Origin of the sequence: Ornithinimicrobium pekingense DSM 21552, from assembly GCF_000421185.1 — a bacterium.
Taxonomy (GTDB): domain Bacteria; phylum Actinomycetota; class Actinomycetes; order Actinomycetales; family Dermatophilaceae; genus Ornithinicoccus; species Ornithinicoccus pekingensis.
Genome location: NZ_ATWJ01000007.1, coordinates 265,998 through 290,487 on the forward strand (window position 1 = coordinate 265,998; position 24,490 = coordinate 290,487).

Sequence of the window (24,490 nt, forward strand, 5' to 3'; positions counted from 1 at the left end):
TGGAGCGGGGAAGGGAGACTACCGCAGAATGGCGTCCTCGCCACCAGTTTGGTTGACTGCCAGGCGGCACTGCGACATCGGCCTGCAGAGGCAGTACTGGACGCTGAGCTGTGCCGCGTTAAGGCGTTCTCGAGCGGGACCTCTTCCGGTTACAGGGCGGGCAGCCGACGTGTTGACGACGGATTCGCCCATTTATGGGCGCCTGCCAAACGGCGCCACAGTTCGAGCACAGCCACCAAGCCTTGGCGTTGCGTGCATTGGATACGTCCGCGGGAGTGAAAGGGCCGTTGAGGGCGGGATGCCACTCGGCCGCGATGGCGGGGGACTTCTCGGCAAGAGAACCCCCTGGCCGCGGGCGCGGTGGGGTGATGGACGGCTCGCGCGGGGAGCGCCTTCCCACGACCAGTTCGCTCCAAATGACCTGGGCCGCTGCGGTTTCCCTGGCCACGCCACCAGCGCGGTACAAGTCGAACTTCCGTCGCATCTCGGGCAGCGCGCCCCACGCTGCGCGGGAGGCCGCTCCGCCGGAGTTTTCGGGAATGGCGACGATGAGGCTGATGAGCTTCGCGGTCACTGTACAGGCGGTGATGAAGACGTCCGGTCGTCGAGCATCGACCGCCACATCGGAGTCGCGGCAGGGCAGAGGGGTCTCACGGGCGCGACACACCAGCCACCCCGCTCCAGTAAGGTCGCGCAGTTTGCGGTCGTCCCGGTCGTTCGTTCTTCGGTGCCAGTGCGCACCGTCGTACTCCACGATGATCCCCAGCTCTGGGCTGGCCATATCAACGCTCCAGGTTTGTTCTCGACCGTTCACCGTAGTGTCACCGGTTAGTGACGCTGGGAAGGTGTGGCGCAACTCAAGGAGCAACTGAATCTCAGGACGAGAGCGCCGCCATCCAGCGGCGCAGGTTGGGCATCCAGTGCCGCCGCGGACGCGCGACGCGATGGTTGCCGTCCAGGTGTGTCCACGTTCGCATAGCCACGCGTATTTACGCTGAACACCCGTTGTCACCTGAGCCGGGGTGACGTCACCGTTCAAGTCGAAGTGCCACTCGGCGGCGACCGCTGGTGCGAGGGTCGCTAGGTCATTCCCATAGCCCACCTTCTGCCCTGTGCAATAAGGGCACGCGCGCCCTAATTGACACCGATTTGCAATGCGACTGCGGTAGGAGTGGCCGCGCGGGCAGGACCACCAGGCATACGCGCTGGAGGCGGGCATAACGTCATCGGGCGTTTGCGATCCGTTCTTGTCGGCGTCCCACTCGGCGGCGATGTCAGCTCGAAGCGTTCTCAATGACGTTTCGGGGGTGGCGAGACGGCCCGAGCAGTAGGGACAGCCAGCCCCGCCCTTGCCCACGCGTCCGGCTGGCGGGACGGACCACTCGTGCCCCCGATGGCACACCCACCAAGCACGTTTGTTGGACTGTGGGCGAACGTGGAGAGGGGTTATTTGGCCGTTTCTCGTTGCATGCCACTCTGCTGCAATGCCGGGATGAAGGTCGGCCAGCGAACCCCCTGGTTCAGGAGTGGCACGGCGCGAAGACTGAGCTTTGGCGGCGCACCTAGGGCAGCCGGATCCGAGCACGCTCCTACTCCTGATGCTTGCCTGCCACTGGTGACCATCGCCGCACCGCCACCACGCCTTGCGTTCGGAGCCCGCCACGACTGTGGGCGAACCAGCGTTGGCCTCGAGGTCCCATTGCTGGGCCAAGTCGGGGTGTAGCACGTCGAGGCGGTTAGTGAGGGACGGGCGCTTGCCAGCGCAGTACGGGCATCCGGACGTCGGTGATGTCGAGCGATATACCGAGTTCGCCATCGCCTCCCATAAGTGATCCGGGCCGCGCGAACACTTCCACCGAAGGCGCTTGTTAGATCCCACTGGAACCGCGTGTGGCGGCAGTTCATTGGTCGGGTCATACAGGTCGGCAAGTCGCTGCACGTCTGACACACGAGTGCCACCGCGCCGCGGCCTCGGTTCTCGTTTACGAATCGGCTGCTGCTGCAGCGCTGCGACATCATTCCTACTCATCCGCGCCATCTTCGGGCACAGCACCGACAGACGCGTCTCCGGTCGCGTGGAAGTGTCGTTGCACCTTGATTCCTTCTGTCTGCACAGGCCGCCTCGGGCAGCGCAGGTTCGGCATACATGGGACGCTCTCTTCTCGCGGCTGCCCCATCAGCCCGGGGCGCATTCATCCCGATGACGGCTTCGTCCGTCGAGTCCAACTCTCTTGCCGCTGCGCGCCTGTTTGTCAACGAGGACGGGCCTCGAACAGCCAGCGCGGACGTCGACCTGCGAATCGCCTCGGCTCGTTTCGCAACGCATGACGACGGCTGACAGTTCGCGTCGCTTGAGCTGCCTCGCGTCGGTACTCGCAGCAGTTGCGTGGCCTTCGAACGGTCCTACTGAGCGTTTCAGGCGAAAAACTTGACTCTCTGCGTGGGGTCGTGGGGGACATGGTTCACGCGGGCGTAGACGGGACGTCCTGTAGTCGAGATTTGCGCCGTGACTAGGTCAATAGCGGACAGATAAGCGGCAGTCAAGAAGCTCACCTGGCGGGGCCCCGAGAACGGCGGGTCACGGTGAGCTAGCCAGGACATGCAACTGGCGCGAATCTCCCGCTGCTCTTCCGCAACGCTCCATTGGTTGACGTCTTTCGTGATCAGGACGTCGACCTCTCCTCGGGCGGAAAGTTCGCGGATCATCTTTGTGTCTACGGCGCCGGATAAGCCAGCGTCGTTACAGTGTTCAAACTCATGCTGCGGGAACATGAACTTCATCGCTGCACTGAAAGCGGGGGAGGTATTCTCATCGACGAAGAATTTCATGATGCTGCCCCTACCCGCATGGTGAGCTCGACGGCGCCTCGCGCCGCTTCATCGCTAACGCCTGGGTAGAAGTGGTGCAGCAGGGCAAAGTTCGTTTCTTCGTTGCCGATGAAGCCGGAAATGGTGTCATACGCTATCCGCGTGCCCTCAATGGTTGGCCAGCCTCCCATTCGCTTGAGTTCCACCTGGATTCCGCGGGTGGGGCGCTGGAATGGCACCACCGGCTTGCCATTTCTAGTCACAAAGGATTCAAACACGTCCTGGAGTGAGAAGTTCATGATCTGGGACCCTGGCCGCTTCGTCAGATCGATGGCAGCCTCGTCGCCAGCGTTCAGCAGCGCTATCAAGTGTCCATCGGTCACAAATCGATACTCTGATGGATGATCGTTGAAATCCATGTCGCGTAGCGACTCTTGGCTCTTGCGAATCCGCTGGATCGAGACGCTACCGATGGAGCGCAGCTTGACGAACGTTCGTGCGGCGACTAGATCCCTATATGAGTACGTGATTGGTCGCTCAGCCGACACCTCAGGTACGAGGAGCCCCTATGCGCCACCGGTGGAGTTGGCTTATGGAGGCACCGGTCAGGACCGACGCGAGTGGTACCGGGTACACCACACCACCTCACCTCCCTGTGTGGACACACGCGTGATCCCACAGGCAAGACCGCCACCCCCTGCAGCATCTATGCGGCGTTTCGTGCGTACATCCTTCGCACCCACATCGGCGTACCTGCCAGGTGGTGATACGACTACTTTCTCTTGACGTTACGCTGACTCCTCAATCAGCGTAGAAGCAGCTCTGCACGACGCGCTTTGTCCCGCCTGGTGCAAGTGGGGGCAAATGCGTAGGCTCGAAGGTTTGGATCCCAACGGGCTCGCGAGAATGTGCTGGCGTCCTCAAGGTCGCTTATCGGCCGCGCGCCACCGCGAAAGTATCCACCGCACCCGGGGGGGGGGGGGGGGGGGGGATAACTTGTGGCTTGTGCCCCCAACGAGTCTTATGTGAAACGCGCGCGTGAGCAGGAGCGCGCCCGCCGACTGTGGACGGATGCCCCACTCCCGCCGCCGTCATGCGCCGTCCGCGTTCAGGTTCACGAGGCACAGGTTGGCCCCGTGCACCAATCTTGCGCACAGCGACCACGGCTACCAGGCTTCTGGCACCTGAGCCGCCGCACCTCAACCTGGGGTGGTTGGGGGGCGTCGAGGTCCTTTCCCGCTTTGGCATCGACTACGACCGGCTCAACTCTGCCACGCCAGCGAGCCCGTCGCGGGGCGCTCAGGGGCTAGTGCAGTTCCATGGTCCTCTCGGGGTTCTGCCCCGGCACTGACTAGGGTGAGTGCCGATGAGAATGTCGGAGTGGAGTCACCTGTGGCAGATCCGGGCACATGAGTGAACTGAAGTACGCCCACGCGGGTTACAGCTACCAGGATCTTATGGGTGCCGTCGCGGCTGTGGACGTGATCCTCGGCGACGCGGTCCGGGTCTACTGCGACACCCTCCTCGGTGGTGTTCATGACAGGTTCGACGATCTCACTGTTGAGTGGGCCGACGGCCGCTGGACTCGACGCCAAATCAAGTACCAAGCCCAGCCCACGCCGCTCGACATCGACACGTTCGTGCGCGGCACACGCAAGCTGTTGCTGAGCGAGGTCTTCAGGAGCATGCGTTCGGACGCGGCGCTGCACTCGCAACGGGCCGGACAGAGTTCCTATACGGTCTACCTGCGCGACGCTGATGCTATTGACGGGGTGCTCACTCGAGTACTGCTGCCGGCCGACCCGGATCCTGGGCCGTCAATTGTCGGGACCTCTACGGCCCGATACCGTTTTGACGCCAAAGCGTTGTGGCAGGGCGTTCACCGGGAGGGAGCGGGCAGGAGAAGGGCGGGCGATGCATGGGAGTTCCTGCGGCAGACCGGCGGTGAGGGCGACGGAAGTTGTGTGGGACAGGCTGATGACGCCGAACGACTGACGTTCACCCAAGACGAGCTCCAGGAGCTGTGCGCCCGCTTGGTCGTTGAGGTCAATGCTCCCGCCATGTCCAGCGATTTCTCCGCTCCTGGAGCCCTAGAGCAACTCTTGCTCGCACGCCTGAGGGAGGAAGTGGGCGTCGGGCAATACCCCAACGAGAACCGGCGGCCAGAGGATGTCGCTGCCGCGCTCGTGGCGGTAGCTGGGAGGGCGCGACACACCCACGAGCCGCTGGTCCGTCCCGCGCTTCTTCGGGCCATCGCCCTACGCACGGACTTTGGCAGCGTCAGCCGCAGGAGTCCAGTCGTTCCAGACCAGCAGGTCAGTCGACTCGCGGCCGTGCAAAATCTGCGAACTGCCGCCGCCAGTGCCGCCGCGGACGGCGGCTTTCTGGTGGCGGAGGCGCCGCCTGGGCAGGGCAAGTCCTGGGTCGCAGATCAGCTGCGCTCGTCTTTGACCGCGGATGATTGGACTGTCGCTGAACACTTCTGCTTTCTCAACGACTCCGAGGAGGAGCGAGACGACAGGGTGGCCTCTGAGCGCGTGTTTGGCTCGTTGGCGGAGCGGATTGCCGCCGAATATCCCGCGATCGCGATGGCACAGCGGCCCATCTTCAGCGCCGACGAGCAGACGCTCATGCGGCTCGTGGAGAAGGTAGTGGGCGTCAGCAACGGGCCGGTCGCCCTAATTATCGACGGGCTTGACCACGTCACTCGGGTGCGAGCAAGTAGACCCGGAGCGGTGTCACCGTCCGCAGCCATGGCATCCCAGATCGCGGCGCTGGAGCCGATAAAGGGCTGCGTGATCATCGTCCTGAGTCAGCCCGGAGACCATCTTCAACCGCTCCGTGAGGCTGGTGCCACGACCGTGCAGGTTCCGCCAATGGGCCGCGCTGAGATCGCGACCTTGTTGGGACGCCTTGGCCTGAACGCAGACGAGCTTGCTGATGATCCTGAGGACGTGGTCGATGCCGTCTTTGGGCGCTCGGCCGGCAATCCCCTCTATGCGACCTACCTGTGTCGCGAGCTCCAGCGCGAAGACCGGGCTGATCTCCTCCTGACGTCCGGGTCAGCAGGTGAGGTTCTCTCCTCGATCCCGGCCTACGACGGCGACCTGGAGCACTATTACCGGCACCTGGCAGCGCTGTTGGACACTGCGGGCCAGGCTGCGGCCGACACCCTCACCGTGGTGGACTTCCCGCTCACCGTCGAGGAGCTGAAGGCGATCCAGCCAGGTGAGGGGCACCGTGTCGCAGCGGCGGTGCGCGTGTTGGAACCCGTCTTGAGGCAGTCGCCACGAGGTCTGGCGATCTACCACGAGTCGTTCGGGAGGTATCTGCGTCGAGAGTTAGAGGCCGAGCCCGAAGCGCTGGCAGCGCGTCTTGGAGCTGTCATCACTTGGCTTAGGGACCTAGGTCTTTTCCGTGACACGCGTGCATTCAGATCCCTCCTGCCGCTGCTGGCCACTGCGGGACGCAACCAGGAGGTGCTGGCCCTTGTCGATCGGTCCTTCGCGGCCGTCGCCGTGGGGGCAGGGTTTCCCCCATCGGCCATCGCGGCCAATCTCGCCGTCGGGGTGCGCTGCGCCCAGCGCGAAGGAGACTGGGCCGCCGTAGCACGGTGCTTGGAGCTCATGCGCGGCGTCGAGACGTACGAACAGGAGCGGCTCAGCGATCTAGACACCCGCTTCACCGAAGTGCGGATCGCTCTATTCGGCGGTGAGCAAGTCGCGGAACGGATGCTGCAGGAAGGGCTGGTGACGATGCCACCCGAAGCAGGCGTCCTGCTTTGCGCTGAACTCGATCGGGAAGGCTTCGTAGCGCCGTGGCGCCCTTATCTGGAGGCGTGGCGCGACGAGCACAGCGGCAATGGTCAAAGAGGCGAGGATCCTGAGGAGCATGTGGTCGAGGCGGTGCTGCGCGGGCAGTTCCGGCTGCTGCAGGTCGAAGGCGCACCGGTCCAGATGACCCAGAGCCGGTCTGAAACTGGAACCCACATGTCAGCCGAGCAAACGGCGGCTGCCACATCCGAGAGCATCAGGCCGTCCGGAGTCGGGCAGTCGCCGGGTGACGAGTTTGACGGGCACCCTGACATCGAACAGGGCAAGGGAGAAGAACCTCTGCCCGAGGACCCTCACGAGCGACTGCTGACTATCGCACGTGGCTGGTGCGACCGAACAGGGACCCTGTCCTCTCACCGCATCGTCGTAAGCACCATCGCAGACACACTGGGCCTTGAGACAGGCGCGCAAATGGCTGCTCGCGTGCGTGATTCCGGGGCCTATTGCCTCGCCGTGGCTGAAGAGATGGTTCAAAATGGCGTCGACGACCTGGCGCCCCATGGTTCAGTCGGCCGGTGGGCCACCCAAGCGCAGGCAGCCGGTGTTCCGGTGGGACAGGTGCACCGACTGAGGGATCTCGGAGCGGAGCAGACTGCGCCAAGCGGTGACCGCACGGCCAGCGACCATACAAGAGGTGGGTGGGAGGCGGATGCGCTGTCCTCGGCCATCGACGCAGCCACAGCGGCTTTGGATCGACACAGTCCCATTGCCGTCGCTGCCATGCTAGATGCAATTGAGGCATGCCGGCTGCGGCCGGTCGCGCTGGACGCGATAGTGGCCGCACTAAGTGGTGAAGGTTGGTACCGCTGCTGGCTTCGTTTCTGCGTCAACCTAGTCCGTGCTGAAGCAGCGCCGCCCGAGGATGCTAGTGCCACGGCGATGGCCGCACTGGAAGACTTGAAGTTCGATGCCCGTCCCTTTGCAGGGACGCCGCGGGCAGTGGACCTGTATTTCGAGATGGACCTAATCTGGGACACCATCGATCGCGCGGTTCGACTGCTCGACGCCGAGGACTGGCCCCGGGCAATTGAACTCCTCCTCGAGGTGGGGGAGGGGGTCACTCGCTCATTGCGAGGCGAGATGGGGGTCCCACTGCCACCGGACCGGACACTGACACTGGCGCTTCGGACTGCTCCTGATGAACAATTGGACTTCTTAAGTGACTTGATAGACGCCGAGATCGAGCGGTCGGACGGTCGCTTCTATAGCGACATCGCCGAGTTCCATCTTCTCAAGGCGTTGTGCCAGGTGAGGCTGGCCACAGTTGGTGAACTGACGTCTGGCGACACGTATTCGAATGATTACGTGCGCACCGACGTCCTTGCCGTCAGCCGCGGCGCTAGTGAACGCGCGATAGCGTCTTGGACCATGGCCAGTCGCATGCTGCTTGGCTACGGTTTCCATAAGGACCTCACGATCTACGAAGTGCTCGACCCGCTGCGGTCCCTCAACCTGCTGGACCCCGACCGGGGGTTGAAGCGCATGGTGACGGCGCAGGGCCTGGCGTATAAGGCACGTGCTCATACCGACGGCAAGGAGACTCGACATGCGCCGACCCAATGGTGGCGAATGTTGGCAGCCACTGATCCCGTGGCTCACGCTCAGTTCTCAACGGAACTGGGGCTCAATACACGGGGCCGTCGCACCCAGGCGGAGCACATGCGCCACGATCTTTGGTCCGAGCACGCTGACGACGCGGACCCAGTCATGGCGGCGGTGTTGGCAGCCACGCTCAGCGACGCGCCGCGGATGTCGACCTACGGCCGGATGGTGCAGCGTCTGTCGGTCGACGGGCAGGGGGAGGGCGGGATCCTCCAGCGCGCGCTCACCCGAGGCGATGAGGTAGCCCAGGCGGGCACCGGCGACGGCAGCGAGTTTGCCGAAGAGGCAGCGGCGCTGTTGCAAATGAACGAGGTCGCTGCGCACCACAATCTGCGACAGGTCACCGTAGTCGCATCCGTCTCTGATGCTGAAACGCCCACTGGCTATGGTCCTCACGATCAGGGAAGCGAACTGAGCGGCAACAGCGATGTGGCCGACATGACCAGCGCGCGACAGGAGCAGGAACGGGAACGGGGCAGAGCCGAACTTGAAGTTGTCACGCAGCTCGCGCGAACGGCGCCGCCGGGGGGACATGGCGTAGCAGCTTTGGCAAGGGCGTGGCGGCGAGGAGCCTCAAGAGTCGGGCAACAAGCGACCCGGCAGGCTCTGGTGGAGGCCTACGCGGTCGCCCTGATCGAGCGGCTGGGTCCATTGATTGCAGCCGGGCAAGACGCAGAGGTCGCAAGGACATTGGAGTCGCTCTCGGAGATCCCGGGCTTCAATGATGAGCATCTCCTTCTCGCGCGCATCGGGGAGCTTCTTTCAGAAGCAGGCGGGGCGCTGGAGCGGGAGGAGGGGACGGCGACCGCTGGCGGCCGCACCCACATCGCGCTCGCTGCACGTGCCTTCGCCCTTGCCTGGACGCAGGCAAGAGGTGACGGCGGGTGGCTGGCATTCGGTGGGAGGCAACACATGACCTTGCTGGCGCGCGCGACGACCCTGGCACCCGAAGTGGCAGCCGAAGCAGTCGGAATCGGCATCGAGCGCCGCCTGGTTGGCCCCGGTAATCAGACGATGGGCATCACCAAGGCACTCATCGAGGCTTGTGCTGCCCAGGCCCTCACGGTGCCGGGTGCACCCTCCTCGGCGGACCTGGCGTTCAACGTCTGGGATGAAGCAGCCGCGGTCATTGCGGACCGCCTGCCTGCGCTTCCCGGGGACGAAAAGTTGCCCGCTTACGGCGGTATACGCCTCGATCCGCCGCTGGTCGACCCCCGGCTGTCTGCTGTCGACTACGCCTTTGCTGTGTCCTCTTTCGCAGGCCTGTCCCACCCAGGGAGGGAGAACCTGCGCCGCACACTCATAGCCCTCGACGACTTGGCGCACCTGAGACCCAGGCTGTTCACTCACGCCCTCCCTGTCGCCCTGCGCTCGATGACAGGGGCTGTGCTGCCGCATCTGCTGCTGTCCATGGTCGAGCGCGTGGCAACGGAGGACCCGTCGATCCTCAGTGCGGCGGGAGAGGAACTGCGAAGCCTCCTCGCCTCGCAGTACCTCGTCGTCCGCGCACTCGCACGGAAGCTTTTGAGGCTGCTTCCCGGCGAGGTCCCGCCCCTCGCGTCCTCCGACCTGGATGCGTTCCCCGTGCCACAGCAAACGGGAGGCGCGGCCGACAAACGCCTCGGGCTCGCCGCAAGCCTTTTGCGGGAAGCCCCCTATCGTGCATCGGTTATCCACAGCCAGCTGGACGGGTTTATCGGGGCGGTGGTGGAACTTATCGCACGGTCCCTCGATGATGACCAGTTTGACATAGCGCTGCGCGAAAGCGTCCGCGATATGAGCGCCGACCGGGGATGGCCGGACGCCATTCTGCTCAGCAATCATGTGGCAGAGGAGTCGCTGCAGAAGGCCGCAGGCGCCTGCCGGGCCGTGTGCGAGCTCAGGGGTTACCCGGTGACTGATCCCGCCGAATGGGAGGATGACCTTGCCGAACTGCTGCGGTTGTCAACCCTGCCCTTGACGGTCGAGCGAGGGCGCATCCCAAGGCCTGCTGCCCTGCCGCTCCCTTCTGAAGGTCCGCATCCGGAAAACGCGCGGAGCATGGAAGCGAGCAGCGCCAACGGGGCCCTAGTAAACTTGCAAAGGCAGCCGGAGTCGGCGCCGTGGCTCCCGCTAGCACTCGGCGATGGTGGCCCCTACGACGCCTGGGTCCTGGTGGGATATCGCGAAACTCGGCGTGAGCGGCGCGGTCATATCACCGGTGACGATCGTCAAACAGAGGTTCAAGGCGGTGTCGAACTCAATCTCTCTGCGCTGTCCATCCCCAACCAACGCAGTCCGCTCGCTTTGGTCGGCGCGGAGCAATGGTTCAACCCAAGCGGTCGCCAGACGAGCGAGACGTCGACGCGTTACACCCCTCTAGCGGCTCGCGGCGACAAGGCCTTCATCGATGAAGACGCCCTACTGGGTCTCCCGGGCATGCTCGCTCCCGCACCTGCGCTTGTCGAGGCGCTTCAGCTAGTTGCCGGTGATTCCGCTGATGAGCTGTTGATGTGCGACAACGCTGGCTCGGCTCTGGCGCACGTTACATGGCGCTCGAAATACGCTCACAGCGACTACCATATGTCGTACCCGTTGCTCGCCGGCTCCGGATTGCTGCTGCGCCCAGACCTCGCGCAAATACTCACCGAGCGGTGGCAAGACCGGCTCACCTGGCGGACCTGGAACGATGTGTCTGCTGAGTCCGTCGAGCAGTAGCCCGCACGGTACCCTCGTCTCACGCGCGGGGCCGAGGCGACTCAGCAGACAACTGGGTTGCCATCTGTCTTCTGCCTTCCGCTGATGGATTTGCCAGCCGAGGCAGGCTACTTTCGGGCCATCAGTATTGTCACGCCCCAGGCGGAGTACACGGGCGCTCCACCAGCGCCTCGGTTCAGCGGCATCAGTTGCTTGTACGCACTTGGCTGCGGATGGCCGCGAGACTGGACGGACGACGACGCGGTGCGGGGCCGTCAGTGCTAGTACGAGCCGCCAGAGTGCGCAATGTCGTCAGATAAGTGCCCGCAAGGCGAGTTCCTGGACCCTCCGGCCCGGATGCGTCGAGCTGGGCAGCTAGGGCTCGGGCCAGCTCGATTAGCGGCTGGTCAGCGGGCCTTAGTTGGTCGTGGGCCGCCGTCAGCGCGTCTTCCACGGCCTTGGTGTGCTTGCCGGGTCCCATGGTTTTCCTTCCGAGTGGTGGTTTGTGAGCTAGGGAGAGATGTCCACTACCGGCCTGACTGGTCGAGCTGTCGGTCGTCGTGATTTGCCGGCCCTACCCCCGAGGTGGCGGGCGACGCGGGGAGGTCCGCATCTTCGCCCGAAGGGCCGGGCAAGTGTCATCGTGGTGCACCGTGACACGGTGCAGGCGCCCCATACTGGCGACAGTCTGATAGGCGTCACAGTCGTCGCACCCGCCGGGTATCCGACGTCCTTGCAGGCTAGTCAGAAGGTTGTTGGTGTCGTCGAAGGCCATGCCGTCAGCCCCTCACAGTCGACACGCTCGGTCCTGCCGTGGGTGGTCCGCATCTCGGACACCGACGCGCGGAACTGCGCCTCCTGCGCGCGCTGGTACTCCAGGCTGGTTTCTTGGTCATGATGCTTCCTTCCGGTCTTGTACACATCGGCCGCAGGTGGTGCGGCCTGGCTGTTGCAGCAGCAGCGGGGCGGAGCAGGTGTCGCAGGCAGTCGGGCCTTCTGGAGCCCCGTCTCCGTGGGCGGGCACGACTGGCGCGACTGGCTCCGACCTGAACAGTTGTGACCCCTGAGAGTCAGTCGTGCCCTCCTTAACCTCTCCTGGGAGCGGCGGCGCGACTGCAGGCACGACTGGGGCAGGGCCGGGGGCTGGGAGGGACCAGTGTGTGGCGCGCGGGAAGCCACCTGAGCTGATCTCAATACCGAGCTTGTGGCGAGCTCGGCGCAGTGCTTTCTCCGTGTGCCCAGCGATCTTGGCTGCACGTTTGACGTCGGCGCTGGGGGCCTGGCCTTCCTTTGAGACGATGTAGTCGTACAGCCAGTCGGCGGCCTCGTCGGTGGCAGACCTGTCGTTGTCGTCCACAGTGCGGCTCATGGCTTCTCGGATGGTCTCGGTCCGCTCCTCGCCCCAGATCAGCTGTGCCGTCCAGGCGGTGCCCTCATCGGTCTCGATCGGGCAAGAGGCAAGGGTGAACGCGAGAGTGGGCAGGTTTGTGGTGCCCAGGTTGTTTTTCGGCGTCCCAAACAGCCGGACGTTGTCGTCGTCGGGGTCGGGTACCACGGTGTGCACGGATCGCGCCACGGCCGTGAACGCCCTGCTGCCCATCACCAGGTGCATCGGGTCGACGGAGCCCGACTTGTTGTGGTGCATGAGACCCAGCACGGCCATCCGTGTTCGGTCCGCGATGGTGACCAGGGGCTCCAGGGCTTGTCGCACCTCGGCGTCCCGGTGGGTGTCCAGGTCACCGAGGCGGGACATCAGCGGGTCCAGCAGCATGAGGCCGGCATCGACATCGCGGCAGCGGCGTTCGATGTCGAGCAGGTCGCGGGGGAGGCTCAGACCCACCTGCACGTCATCCGCGTTCAGCACCTCCACCTGGTACACGCGGGTGAGATCGGCTCCGGCGGCCATGAGCCGGGGGACGATGGTGTGTGCCCAGGAGTCCTCGGTGGCGGCGACCAGAACCGATTTGGAGGTACCCCGGTAGCACCCGTCGAGCTCCCCACGGGTCATCCGCGCGGCGACCCAGTACGCCAGGGTCGACTTGCCCAGGCCCTCCCGACCGGCTAGCAGCCCGAGCGTGCCGAGGGCGAGCCTGCCTTCCCAGAGCCACCGGACCGGCCGCGGCCGGATCGTGTCGGCGCTAATGAGCACGACCCGACGATCGGTGGCCGTGCCGGTGGGTGTGCCCCCGCTTGGCAGGTTGACGGATGGTGCGGTTGTCGAGGAACGCAGGTGTTCACCGAGGGCGGGCACCTTCTCGGCTACCCGGGCGTGGTGGGTCTCGGGGTCGGTGGCGGTCGCTTGTGCGACCGCCCACGACAGCAGTCCGTACCATTCGTTGTGGGCGGTCGGCCCGGTCCGGGACGCCCCCTGCTTGCCCACCGGGGGCCTGGCTAGGGCGGACAGGAACAGGGACTGCAATGTGTCGGCCGCGGCGCGCGCGTCGACGTACCCTGCGGCGGCGTCCTTCATCGCCCCGGCCAGGTGCCCGGCCATGGTGTGGTGCCTCGACTCCCCGGCGTCCACCCTTCGCTGGAACGATTGGGCGTGCACCTTGATCAGGTCGGGTCTGGTGGCGCCGGTGTGGGCGTCCAGAAAGGCGGTCACCTGTACGTCGGTGGCTGCCTCAGCGGCCTGCATCGCGTCGGGCAGCTGTTCGGCCAGGTAGGCGGGGAGGACCGGCACCGGCCCGCTTCGCCTCCAGGTGTAGAGGCCGCCGGAGTCGGCGTTCATGTGGACGGTGGGTGCGACGACGATCAGGCCGTTGCGGCCCCGGATCTCGCCCCAGCCGCTCCCGAGGCCCCCGACGCTGTTGCCCAGCTCCCGCCCGGGTGGGGTGGCGAACAGGTAGTGCCCCCGGCGCGGGTCGCCTGCCCGGGTGGTCTGGTAGGGCGGCGCGCAGTCGGTGAGTGCCCGCACGATCAGCTGGGGCAGCCGGTCGGGGGTGTCTACGTCGAGCACGACCAGCCCGGAGCGTCCGCAGTGCAGGAACACCCCGTGGTCGGTTCCCGGGAACCAGGACGCAACGACGTGGGGATCGGTGCTCGTGCGGGTGTGCCAGCCTTTGCCCAGCGTCGAGGAGGGGTCCTTGGTCCCCCTCCGGACCGGGCCGACGTACAGCCCTGCGGCGGCATACCTCAGGGCGGCGCGCAGCACGTCGTCCTCGGGGGTGATCGGAGGAATGATGATGCTCACGCGATTCCCTCGCGACGCGCGCAGGTATTGCACATACCGACGCCCAGGGCGATGTCACCCCGCGGACGGATGAGGAAGGGCCAGAACGCGGTGCCCGACGGAGCGTAGGCCCGGCAGCGGTCACACGTGCGGTCCTCTCGCTTTCCGAAGCCGGTGGGTCTCCGCAGGAGGGCGAGAACCTTCCTACCACCCACGCCCGGACGGGCGTGGAGGTTGGCGACGCGTCGGGACGCGGCCTGTCGCGGCAACGCTGAGTGCTCAAACGGCGAGGACAATCGACCCTGAACTGGCCGGGCGGAGGTGCCGTGAGCCGGCCCGCGGCGGCTCGCGTCGCTCATGCGCTGCCCGGCGTCGTGGCGTATGGCGTGCCTAGGCCCACGAAGAGGCTGACGCCCGGGTCAGACGTCACGGTGGGAGACAAGAGAGCGCAGCGCAGGGATGCGAGGGGGCTGCAGCGGTCGTCGCGAGAGGCGAGGGCCCGGACGTGATCGGGCGGGCCGATCAGTGAGAGCAAGACGGCTGTGCTGCGGGCGCCAGCGCCTCGGAGCCGCGTGAGCGGTTCGGCTGGTGCCGTCTTCACGAACCGACCTGCCCGGCGTTGTACTGGTCCTCAACCCAGGCCTCGACATCGGCGCGGCGGTACATGACACGACGTGGCCCAAGCTTGAAGCTCCTCGGACCCGTACCCACGTGTCGCCAGTACCGCAGAGTCGCGACAGGGGTGTGCAGGACCTCGGCGGCCTCAGCCGTGGTCAAGAGCTCTGTGGAGTACACGGTGTGGTACCTAACGTTCTGTTGGCGGACATCAACAAGGCGATGGTGGCATGGGTTCGGCCGGAGGGCAAGCAGGACGTTGGCGGTCCTCTACAAAATGTTGTACGGTTTGACTCATGGACACAGCGCCGGCGGGACAGTGGGAGAGCAACCTCCGCGAGCGGTTGGTGCAGTGGCGCGAGCGCCGAGGCTGGACGCAGACCGATCTCGCGAGAGAGCTGCGTAACCGGTATGGGTTGCCGTTCCATCAGCAGACCGTGCAGCGCGTGGAGTCGGGCGTCCGGCCGGTGCGGCTGAACGAGGCCTACGCCATCGCCCAGCTGTTCGAGCTTGAGCTGGGCGAGCTCACCGAGAGCCACGGCACGCCGCGAGCTGTCAAGTTGGCAATTCAAAATGGGCTCAGCAATCTGTCTCAGCTGGCGGAAGAGGTGGTCGAGAAGGTCTCGTCTGTAGCCCTTGCGGCGGAGAGGGTCTACCACTCCGCCGGCGACGAGTGGTTTGCCTATGTCGAGCGACAGGAGCGTGCTGGGGAGCAGGTCGACCCCGAACTGAAGCGGGAGTGGACCGAGTTCGAGCAGCTGTGGGAGGGCGCAAACGAGGCCTGGAGCCACAATTCCATCAAGGGTCTGGCTGACTGATGGCCAGCGTCACGAAGCGCCCTAATGGCAAGTGGCGGGCCCGCTACCGAGACGCGGCGGGGAAGGAGCACGCGCGCCACTTCGCACGCAAGGTCGAGGGACAGCGGTGGCTCGACGAGGTCACCGCCGACGTCATAACGGGTCGGTACGTCGATCCGCGAGCCGGCGACGCAACGTTCGACGACTACATGAAGGCATGGTCATCACTACAGGTTTGGAAGCCGCGTACCGCAGTTGGGATGGACCTGATCCGGCGTTCGGTGCCCTTTGGCGACGTTCGCCTGCGGGCGCTCACGGCCTCGCATGTGGAGGCGTGGAAGAAGCAGATGGTTGCGGACGGATACGCGCCGCTGACCGTGAACCATAGGCTGACGGCCGTCCGCTCGGTGCTCAAGGCGGCGGTCGGGGAGAACCGGATCGCGGTAAACGCTGCGGCCACCGTGAAGCCGGTGCGGTTGGAGGGTCGCACAAAGCGGGTGGAGATCCCGCCGCCAGCTGCTGTGGCGTCAGTACTCCAGGCGACCGAGCCGCGCATGCGGGCGTACGTCGAGCTGGCCGCATTCGCAGGACTCCGGCTGGGGGAGTGCTCGGCCGTCCAGTTGGGCGACGTCGACTTCCTCCGTCGGGTGTTGCACGTACGTCGTCAGGTCCAGGCGTGCCCCGGTGGCAAGCCGGAGGTGCGCGAGCCGAAGTACGAGAGCGTGCGCGATGTGCCCGTCCCGGACGAGCTGCTGCAAACGCTCTCGCGGCACGTTGAGCAGCAGGGCGTGTCGTCCGCGGGTTGGTTCTTCTTCACAGGCGCCGGCGATCCTCTGCCGCCGTCCACCGTGCACTACTGGTGGAAGCGCACGGTGCGGGCGGCGGGCGTCCCAGGGCTGCACCTACACGCGCTGCGCCACTTCTACGCCTCAGGGCTCATCGCCGCTGGCTGCGACGTGGTTACCGTGCAGCGCGCCCTTGGCCACTCAAAGCCGAGCACGACGCTCGACACCTATTCTCACTTGTGGCCCGACGCTGAGGATCGGACCAGGTGTGCAACCGCCGACCTCGTCGCTGAGGTGCGGGGTGCTGAACAACGAAGGGCAAGGGCAAATTGATATGAGCGACTTTGAACGAGCGATGGCAGACGCAATCGCTGTAGCGACCAGCCTCCTGCATTCCGAGGGCGAGACCGCCACGCTGGAAGCCACGGACGAACTCGTCAGCGAGATCGTGGAGAAAGGGCGCGCGCACGGCGCCATGCTTGCTCAGGCGCGATTGACTCTGAACCTCCTCAACGCCATCACGCGCGCGCAGGGGCCGGAGAATATGGTCACCACTGGTGACTCCCTTCTGCGCGAGATCGGGCGCCACCTCATCGAGGCCGAAAGTAGGGGCGTTAACTGAGGCTCCTGCGGACCCTGCGCGGACTCAAATGGACCCCTAAGGGGCCTGACCAGCAGAGAAGCGGGCGGCTGGTTCGTTCTGGATCAACGAGCCCAGCAAGGTCTTCGTCGCCCGGCACGGCCGCTCGGAGCTCACGCCGACCTTCCTGACCGAGCAGCAGGTGCACGACCTCGTGGAGCGGATGCTGCGCAGCTCTGGCCGGCGCGTGGACCTGAGCAGCCCGTTCGTCGACGCCTCGCTCCCGGACGGCAGCCGGCTGCACGTCACGATCCCCGACATCACCCGGCGGCACTGGGCCGTCAACATCCGCAAGTTCGTCGTGGCCGCGGACGAGCTGTCCGACCTCGTGCACCTGGGGAGCCTGACCGAGCACGCGGCACGCTTCCTCGAGGCCGCGGTCGTCAGCGGACTCAACGTGCTCGTCGCGGGCGGCACCCAGGCGGGCAAGACGACCCTGCTGAACTGCCTCGCCGCCGCGGTCCCCGCCCAGGAGCGTGTCGTCACCTGCGAGGAGGTGTTCGAGCTCAAGGTGAACCTGCGCGACGTCGCGGCGATGCAGTGTCGCCAACCCAGCCTCGAGGGCACCGGCGAGGTGCCCCTGCGCCGGCTGGTCAAGGAGGCGCTGCGGATGCGCCCCGGTCGCATCATCGTCGGCGAGGTCCGGCAGGAGGAGAGCCTCGACCTGCTCATCGCCCTGAACAGCGGACTGCCCGGGATGGCCACGGTGCACGCCAACAGCGCCCGGGAGGCGGTGACGAAGATGTGCACGCTGCCGCTCCTCGCCGGCCCCAACGTCTCCTCCAGCTTCGTGGTGCCCACCGTCGCCGCGTCGGTCGACCTCGTGGTGCACCTGGGGCTGGAGGCCGACGGTCGGCGGCAGGTCCGCGAGATCGCCGCCCTGCCCGGCCGGGTCGAGGGTGACGTGGTCGAGATCGCCGACATCTTCGTGCGCAGGGACGGCCAGCTGGTCAGGGCTGACGGCTACCCGCCCCACGAGGAACGCTTCGTCCGCGCCGGCTACGACCTGCGCGCGCTGCTGGGGTCGAGCTGATGGCCGGGGCGGTGTGGGGGCTGGTGCTCGGGCTCGGCCTGGCCTGCATCTGGTGGTCGTTCTGGCCACGCGCGGAGGGGGTGCGCGCGCGACCGCACCGACGCCGCGTCGACCACCTCGCCGACGAGATCGTCCTGGCCGGTGTCCGAGGGCTGGGGCCCTGGACCTTCATCGGTTCCGCGGTCGCGCTGGCGCTGCTGGCCCTGCTGCTCGTGCTCGCGGTCACGGGGGTGTGGACCGTCAGCCTCTGCTTCGCGGTCATGGCGCTCTGGGCCCCCTTCGCGGTGGTGCGTTCCCGTGCCCGGCGACGGCGTACGCGGCTGCGTGACGTGTGGCCGGACGCCGTCGACCACGTCCAGTCCGCGGTGCGTGCCGGCCTGGCGCTGCCCGAGGCGCTGGTCCAGCTCGGCGAGCGGGGGCCCGAGGAGCTGCGTCCGCAGTTCGTGGAGTTCACCCACGACTACCGGGCGACCGGCAGGTTCTCGGAGTCCCTGGACCGCCTCAAGGACCGACTCTCGGACCCCGTGGCCGACCGTCTGGTCGAGGCGCTGCGGATCGCTCGTGACGTGGGTGGTACCGACCTGGGCAAGGTGCTGCGTGCCCTCACCGCCTTCCTGCGCGAGGATGCCCGGGCACGGGCCGAGCTCGAGGCGCGACAGTCCTGGACGGTCAACGCCGCCCGGCTCGCGATGGCCGCGCCCTGGGCGGTGCTCCTGCTCCTGGCCTCCCGGGGGTCCACCCTGGACGCGTACAGCACTCCCGCAGGTGCCCTGGTCCTGGCGGTGGGTGCCGCCGTCACCGTGCTCGCCTACCAGCTGATGGTGCGGCTCGGGCGGCTGCCCGAGGAGCAGAGGGTGCTGAGATGACGCCCGTCCAGTGGTGGGGCGCCGGCCTTGGTCTCCTGCTGGCCGGTGGCCTGCTCCTGGTCTGGGCGGGCCTGCCGCTCACCCGCCGCAGCGACCTGACCGCGCGGATCGAGCCCTACCTGGACCGGGCTCCGCTGCGCTCGCGGCTGCTGCTGGTGGACGACGGCCGCCCGTGGCGCCTCGGCGACGTGGTCGACCCCCTGGCCCGGCGCGGCGCGGCCGCCCTGGACCAGGTCCTCGGCGGCACCGAGTCCGTCCGCTCCCGCCTGCAGCGGGCGGGCCTGGCACCCGACGTGGAGGGCTTCCGGATCCAGCAGGTCCTGTGGGGCCTGGCGTCGGCGGTCCTGGCGGCCGGGCTGGGCTCGGTGCTGTGGTGGACCCGCGGCGCCAGCGTGGTCGCCCTCGGGGTGCTGGTCGGGTGCGCCTTCCTCGCAGGCGTGGTCGTGCGAGACACGCTGCTGAGCCGGGCTGCGGCCCGGCGGGAGCGGTTGATCATGGCCGAGTTCCCGGCCGTGGCCGAGCTGCTCGCGCTGTCCGTCACGGCGGGGGAGGGGACGGTGCAGGCGCTCGAACGCGTGGCACGGCTGTCCTCCGGGGAGCTGGCCGGTGAGCTCCAGCTGTGCCTCGCGCAGGCACGGACGGGGGCCAGCCTGCCCGAGGCCCTGCAGGCGCTGAGCAGACGCACCGGGCTCGCGCCGATCGTGCGCTTCGTCGACGGGCTGGTGGTCGCGATCCAGCGCGGCACGCCCCTCGGCGAGGTCCTGCGCGCCCAGGCCGCCGACGCGCGCGAGGCCGCACGCCAGGGGCTGATCGAGGAGGGCGGTCGGCGCGAGATCACGATGATGGTCCCCGTCGTCTTCCTGGTCCTGCCCGTCACCGTCCTGTTCGCGGTCTTTCCCGGGGTCACGATGCTGCGGATCGCCCTGTGACCCCCGCCGGCCACGCCCGGACCCGGCACCCCGACGACCTGTCCATGACACGCGGTGGCGTGACCGTCACGCCGCCATCGACGAAGGGAACACGCGATGCGTCGCTCGACCTCCTTGTCCGCCGTCGACCGGCACCGACCCTCCGGCCGGTCGTTCGCCCAGCGCCTCCGCAGCTGGGCGGCCGAACCGGAGCGCGGTGATGTCCCGGGATGGGTGCTCATCACCATCATGACCGCGGGCCTGGTGGCCGCGCTGTGGCTCGTCGCCGAGCCCCTGCTCACGGGGCTCTTCACCAGCGCCGTCTCCAGCGTCGGCGGTTGACCCACCGGCCGCCGGCCACCGCGGTGGATCGCGAGCGTGGGGCCGCGGTGTCGGAGTTCGCCCTGCTGGCGGGCCTGGTGAGCGTGATCCTGCTGGCGGCCGCCCAGCTCGCGCTCGCGCTGCACCTGCACAACACGGCGACGGCGCACGTGATCGAGGGCGCGCGCCACGGCGCGCGGGCCGACTCATCGCCGGCGCTCGGCGCCGCCCGTGCGCGACAGCTGCTGGAGCAGAGCCTGCCGGGAGCGGGTGGGGTCACGGTGACCGCGGGTCGCTCCTCGGTCGCCGGCGTGGAGGTCGTGCAGGTGTCCGCCTCGCTCGCGCTGCCCGTCTTCGGCCCGTTCGGGCCCGCGGACCGGATGACCGTGACCGGTCAGGCCTACGCGGAGGACCAGTGAGCACGCAACGGGCGGGGGACCGGGGCTCGATGACGGTCGAGGTGGCCTTCCTCCTGGCCCTCCTCGTCGTCCCGCTCTTCTACCTCGTGGCGACCGTCGGACGGGTCCAGGCGGGCGCGTATGCCGTGTCCGCGGCGGCCCGTGAGGCCGGCCGGACCTTCGTCACGGCCACAGACGCTCCCTCCGCCGGGGGGCGCGCCCAGGCGGCCGCCGCCCTGGTCTTCGACGCCCATGGTTTCGGCCCGGGGGAGGGGACCGTCTCGGTGACGTGCGAGGAGTCCATCTGCCTGAGCCCGGGGGGCCGGGTCGTCGTCGAGACGCGGATCGAGGTCCAGCTGCCACTGGTCCCGGACTTCATGCGCGGGTCGGTGCCGACGTCGGTCGCGCTCTCGGCCCAGCACGTCGAGGCCGTGGACGAGTACCGGGAGGGCCGATGAGTCAGCCGCGCGACCCGGAGAGCGGGCAGATCAGCATCCTCGTGGTCGGTCTCGTCGCGGTCTGTCTCTCGATCGTCCTCGGCGTCGTCGGGGTCACCAGCGTCCAGCTCAGCCGCATCCACGTCCTGGACGCCGCCGACGCCGCTGCCCTGGACGCCAGCGACGCGCTGGCGCCCGACCGGGCCTACGGCGAGGGCGTCGGCGCCGGCGTCCCGCTGACCGACGAGACCGTCCGCGAGGCGGCTGCGGCGCACCTGGGCAGCCGGCAGCGCCCCACGCGTCTGAGCAGCTGGGAGGTCGCCCCCGGCACCGGCTCGCCCGACGGTCGGACGGCGGTCGTGGTCGTGCGAGGGACTGCCCGCATCCCGGTGCTGTCCTCGGTGCTGGAGCCGTTCGGCGGCGGCGTGACCGTCACCATGACCTTGTCGGCCCGCAGCGACCTCGTGCCGTGACGGCCGTGGCGTCGGCGGCGTGCGACGACTGCGAGACTGGGCGCATGCGCGACATCACGGCGGAGACCTTCGACGCCGTCCTGTTCGACAACGACGGGACGCTCACCGACTCGACAGCGGCCGTGGAGCGGGCCTGGCGGGCGTGGGCCACCCACCACGAGGTCCCGCTGGAGCGGCTCACCGCCTTTCACGGTGTGCCCAGCCGCAGCATCGTGGAGGCGGTGGTCCCCCCGCACGTGGACGTCGACGTCGCGACCGCGGACATCGACCGGCGCGAGCTGGAGGACCTTGCGGGCGTCGTCGCACTGCCCGGGGCGGCGGACGCCATGGCCGCCGTGGGGGGACGGGCCGCCATCGTGACGTCGGCGGGGCGCGAGCTGGCGGTCCTGCGGCTCGGGGCCGCCGGCCTGGCAGCGCCCGAGGCGTTCGTGACGGCCGACGACATCAACCGGGGCAAGCCAGACCCGCAGCCCTACCTGGTCGGCGCCCGCAAGCTGGGGGTCGATCCGTCCCGGTGCCTGGTGGTGGAGGATGCGCCTGCCGGTCTGCGGTCCGGGCGGGGAGCCGGAGCGGCCACGCTCGCCGTGACGACCACCAGCCCGCACGAGGTGCTCGAGCCGTGGGCCGACCTCGTCGTGGCAGACCTGGGCGTGGTGGTCTTCAGCGCGACCCCCGAAGGGGTCCGGATCTCGCTGCGCTGAGGGCACGCGCCGGGGACCGGCGCCGCGGGTGCGGGCGAGCTGCCGTACGGCAGCCGCGGGACGAGCTCTCAGCCGGCAGCGGTCGCGTGGGCGCGCTGCTCCTCCTGGACGGGGACCTGCAGCTCGGCGAGGAGGTCCCTGACCCTGGTCTCGAGCTCGTCGGCGATGCGGCGGGCGGTCTCGAGGTCCTGGGCGTAGGGGTCGTCCACGTCCCAGCGCACGGTCCGGCGCCCCTCGAGGTCGCAGGAGCGGCACCCGATGAGGACCAGCACGTCGGCGGCGTCCAGCGCGTCCTCCTGCACCTCCGAGGGCAGTGCGTGGAGCAGCTCGATCCCCCGCTCGGCCAGGACCGTCCGGGTGTGCGGGTTGAGTCGTCCGGTGGGGTGGACGCCGGCGGAGCGGGTGAGGACGCGTCCCCCGGACAGGTGCTCCGCCAGGGCCGCGGCGACCTGCGAACGCCCCTCGTTGTGCTCGCAGACGAAGAGGAGCTTGGGCAGGGGTGACAGCGCCCGGCCCTGGCTCCGTGCTGCGGCGAGCAGCTCGTCTCGCACCCGGTGGTACAGCAGCGAGGGGATGAACTCCGCGTGCTTGCCTGACGTCTCGAGCTCAGCCCTGCCACGGGCGACCACGGCCGCGACCTCCTCCGGGGTGAACCCGTCCCCGAACCGCTCGGTGAGGTCCTCCAGGACCCGCGCGACCGAGCGCTCGTACATCAGGCTCTGCAGCTCCATCGCGCCTCCCGTCAGATGAACACCCGGTGAACACCCAGTGTACGCCAGGTGCTCCCTCGCTGCTCAGCGGTGGCCGGACGCGCGACGCAGGCTCCGCGGGAGGACGGAGCCAGAAACTTACGCTACCGTAACCTACGCGACCGAAACCTACGGTTACGTAGGTCCACCGATCCGGAAGGTGACCCCTTCGAGCATGGCTGTTGCGCACACCGAGCACCCCCCGTTCCCCGCCCCGCCCCGAGAGCGCCCACGTCCCGTCGTGATCCAGGGCGGCATGGGAGTGGCCGTCTCCGGGTGGCGCCTCGCCCGCGAGGTGGCTCAGGCCGGCCACCTCGGTGTGGTCTCAGGCACCGCGATGGACGCGGTGCTCTCCCGCGTCCTGCAGGACGGCGACCCGGGCGGGCACTACCGTCGCGCCCTCGCCCACTTCCCGAGCCCGGCCATGGCCGGGCGGGTCCTGGAGAAGTACTTCGTCGAGGGTGGCAAGGCGCCGGACGCGCCCTACAAGCCGATCCCCAAGCTGACCCTGGAGACCGCACGCGCGGGCCAGGAGCTCGCCGTGCTCGGCAACTTCGCCGAGGTGTGGCTCGCCAAGGAGGATCTGGGAACGGACGCCGTCGTCGGGATCAACTGCCTCGAGAAGGTGCAGATGGCCACCCCGACCGCGCTGCTGGGCGCGATGCTCGCCGGGGTCGACTACGTGCTCATGGGAGCCGGCATACCCCGCGAGATCCCGCAGCTGCTGCGGGCCCTGGCCGCCGGCCGACCCGGTTCCATCACGGCTGACGTCGCCGGCGGCTCGATCCGCCGCACGGTGTCCGTCGACCCTGCCGACCTGCTCGGGGAGGACCTCCCGAGCCTGGTGCGGCCCGACTTCCTGGCCATCGTCTCGGTCGACCAGCTCGCCTCCTACCTGCACCGAGACCCCGACATCCGCCCCGACGGGTTCGTGGTGGAGCGCCCGCCCGCCGGCGGGCACTCGGCCCCGCCCCGGGGCAAGCTGCAGCTCGACGAGGGTGGGGAGCCGGTCTACGGCAGCCGCGACGAGGCTGACCTCGCCAAGATGGCTGCCCTCGGGCTGCCGTTCTGGATGGCCGGTGCCTACGGCACGCCCGAGCAGGTCGCCGAGGCGCTGCGCGCGGGCGCCGTCGGCGTCCAGGTCGGGACGCTCTTCGCGCTCTCCCTCGACTCCGGCCTGGCGGCCGGGGCCCGCGGCCAGCTGCTCGACCAGCTGCGGTCCGGGGAGCTGACGGTGCGCAACGACCCGCGGGCCAGCCCGACGGGGTTCCCGTTCAAGGTCGCCACCCTGGAGGGCAGCGCCAGCCAGACCGAGGTCTACGAGGCCCGGCCGCGGCTGTGCGACCTGTCCTACCTGCGCCAGCCCTACGAGCGCGAGGACGGTGAGGTCGGCTACCGCTGCGCCTCGGAGCCGGTGCACATGTACCTGAAGAAGGGCGGCACCGAGGAGGAGACCCGTGGGCGCAAGTGCCTGTGCAACGGGCTGATGGCCAACATCGGCCTCGGTCAGCACCGCAAGGACGGGTATGTCGAGGACATCCTCGTCACGCTCGGGCAGGACCTGGCCGGCGCCAAGGAGCTCATCAAGCGCTACGCCCACGGCTGGCGCGCGGTGCACGCCCTGCAGTACCTGCAGGAGCACCTGCCCGGCGTCCGGCTCGCCGCCGTCTGAGCGG

Annotated in this window: 18 protein-coding genes and 1 pseudogene; 13 read left to right on the forward strand and 6 right to left on the reverse strand. The window is 67.9% G+C overall.

Features of this window, described 5'->3' with window-relative positions; genetic code table 11:
- Positions 1-118: 118 nt before the first annotated feature.
- The 3 genes from K330_RS24660 to K330_RS22420 all read right to left on the reverse strand — a co-directional run bounded on the left by K330_RS24660 (position 119) and on the right by K330_RS22420 (position 3,227).
- A complete protein-coding gene (locus K330_RS24660; protein ID WP_156875669.1) occupies positions 119-2,038 on the reverse strand; it encodes a zinc-ribbon domain-containing protein in 1,920 nt (639 codons plus the stop codon).
- 377 nt (positions 2,039-2,415) lie between these two features.
- A complete protein-coding gene (locus K330_RS0103325) occupies positions 2,416-2,829 on the reverse strand; it encodes a PIN-like domain-containing protein (RefSeq protein WP_156875670.1) in 414 nt (137 codons plus the stop codon).
- The gene (locus K330_RS22420; RefSeq protein WP_084617126.1) at positions 2,826-3,227 is read right to left on the reverse strand and encodes a DUF433 domain-containing protein; all 402 of its coding nucleotides are present in this window, start codon (positions 3,225-3,227) and stop codon (positions 2,826-2,828) included. Before K330_RS22420 ends, K330_RS0103325 begins: the two co-directional genes overlap by 4 nt.
- Positions 3,228-4,217: 990 nt before the next feature.
- On the opposite strand from K330_RS22420, the gene K330_RS0103330 reads away from it, so the two are divergent.
- Positions 4,218-10,940, forward strand: coding sequence for a P-loop domain-containing protein (locus K330_RS0103330; protein WP_022920441.1), 6,723 nt, complete (start codon positions 4,218-4,220; stop codon positions 10,938-10,940).
- A gap of 871 nt (positions 10,941-11,811) precedes the next feature.
- Here K330_RS0103330 and K330_RS22425 read toward each other — a convergent pair.
- Together K330_RS22425 and K330_RS0103340 are read right to left on the reverse strand one after the other, a co-directional pair.
- Positions 11,812-14,112, reverse strand: a complete 2,301-nt coding sequence (locus K330_RS22425; protein ID WP_022920442.1) for an AAA family ATPase — start codon at positions 14,110-14,112, stop codon at positions 11,812-11,814.
- A 576-nt stretch (positions 14,113-14,688) separates the two neighbouring features.
- Positions 14,689-14,886, reverse strand: coding sequence for a helix-turn-helix transcriptional regulator (locus tag K330_RS0103340; RefSeq protein WP_022920443.1), 198 nt, complete (start codon positions 14,884-14,886; stop codon positions 14,689-14,691).
- A gap of 116 nt (positions 14,887-15,002) precedes the next feature.
- Between K330_RS0103340 and K330_RS22430 the strand changes: the two genes are divergently transcribed.
- From K330_RS22430 to K330_RS0103395, 11 genes and pseudogenes are all read left to right on the forward strand, one after another.
- Positions 15,003-15,524: a helix-turn-helix transcriptional regulator gene (locus tag K330_RS22430; RefSeq protein WP_022920444.1), complete on the forward strand. Its 522-nt coding sequence runs from the start codon at positions 15,003-15,005 to the stop codon at positions 15,522-15,524.
- The gene (locus K330_RS0103350) at positions 15,524-16,621 is read left to right on the forward strand and encodes a tyrosine-type recombinase/integrase (RefSeq protein ID WP_022920445.1); all 1,098 of its coding nucleotides are present in this window, start codon (positions 15,524-15,526) and stop codon (positions 16,619-16,621) included. Before K330_RS22430 ends, K330_RS0103350 begins: the two co-directional genes overlap by 1 nt.
- A complete protein-coding gene (locus K330_RS0103355; RefSeq protein ID WP_156875671.1) occupies positions 16,590-16,910 on the forward strand; it encodes a hypothetical protein in 321 nt (106 codons plus the stop codon). The genes K330_RS0103350 and K330_RS0103355 overlap by 32 nt, the downstream gene beginning before the upstream one ends.
- 79 nt (positions 16,911-16,989) lie before the next feature.
- Positions 16,990-17,961, forward strand: a pseudogene (locus tag K330_RS18895) (CpaF family protein); the annotation flags it as partial.
- Positions 17,961-18,827: a type II secretion system F family protein gene (locus K330_RS0103365; RefSeq protein WP_022920448.1), complete on the forward strand. Its 867-nt coding sequence runs from the start codon at positions 17,961-17,963 to the stop codon at positions 18,825-18,827. The pseudogene K330_RS18895 and the gene K330_RS0103365, both read left to right, overlap by 1 nt.
- On the forward strand, positions 18,824-19,756 hold the full coding sequence (locus K330_RS0103370) for a type II secretion system F family protein (RefSeq protein WP_022920449.1): 933 nt from the start codon (positions 18,824-18,826) through the stop codon (positions 19,754-19,756). The genes K330_RS0103365 and K330_RS0103370 overlap by 4 nt, the downstream gene beginning before the upstream one ends.
- A 96-nt stretch (positions 19,757-19,852) precedes the next feature.
- Complete coding sequence (locus tag K330_RS0103375) at positions 19,853-20,077, forward strand: hypothetical protein (RefSeq protein WP_051145441.1); 225 nt, start codon at positions 19,853-19,855, stop codon at positions 20,075-20,077.
- A gap of 47 nt (positions 20,078-20,124) precedes the next feature.
- Positions 20,125-20,475, forward strand: a complete 351-nt coding sequence (locus K330_RS0103380; protein WP_229665764.1) for a pilus assembly protein — start codon at positions 20,125-20,127, stop codon at positions 20,473-20,475.
- On the forward strand, positions 20,472-20,912 hold the full coding sequence (locus K330_RS0103385) for a hypothetical protein (protein ID WP_022920451.1): 441 nt from the start codon (positions 20,472-20,474) through the stop codon (positions 20,910-20,912). Before K330_RS0103380 ends, K330_RS0103385 begins: the two co-directional genes overlap by 4 nt.
- On the forward strand, positions 20,909-21,364 hold the full coding sequence (locus K330_RS18900; protein WP_022920452.1) for a pilus assembly protein TadG-related protein: 456 nt from the start codon (positions 20,909-20,911) through the stop codon (positions 21,362-21,364). Before K330_RS0103385 ends, K330_RS18900 begins: the two co-directional genes overlap by 4 nt.
- 44 nt (positions 21,365-21,408) lie before the next feature.
- Positions 21,409-22,065: an HAD-IA family hydrolase gene (locus K330_RS0103395; protein ID WP_029202270.1), complete on the forward strand. Its 657-nt coding sequence runs from the start codon at positions 21,409-21,411 to the stop codon at positions 22,063-22,065.
- Between the two features lie 68 nt (positions 22,066-22,133).
- On the opposite strand, the gene K330_RS18905 is transcribed toward K330_RS0103395, so the two are convergent.
- Positions 22,134-22,796, reverse strand: a complete 663-nt coding sequence (locus tag K330_RS18905) for an arsenate-mycothiol transferase ArsC (protein ID WP_022920454.1) — start codon at positions 22,794-22,796, stop codon at positions 22,134-22,136.
- 193 nt (positions 22,797-22,989) lie between these two features.
- Here K330_RS18905 and K330_RS0103405 point away from each other — a divergent pair, with 193 nt between their 5' ends.
- Positions 22,990-24,486, forward strand: coding sequence for a beta/alpha barrel domain-containing protein (locus K330_RS0103405; protein WP_022920455.1), 1,497 nt, complete (start codon positions 22,990-22,992; stop codon positions 24,484-24,486).
- Positions 24,487-24,490 lie beyond the last annotated feature (4 nt).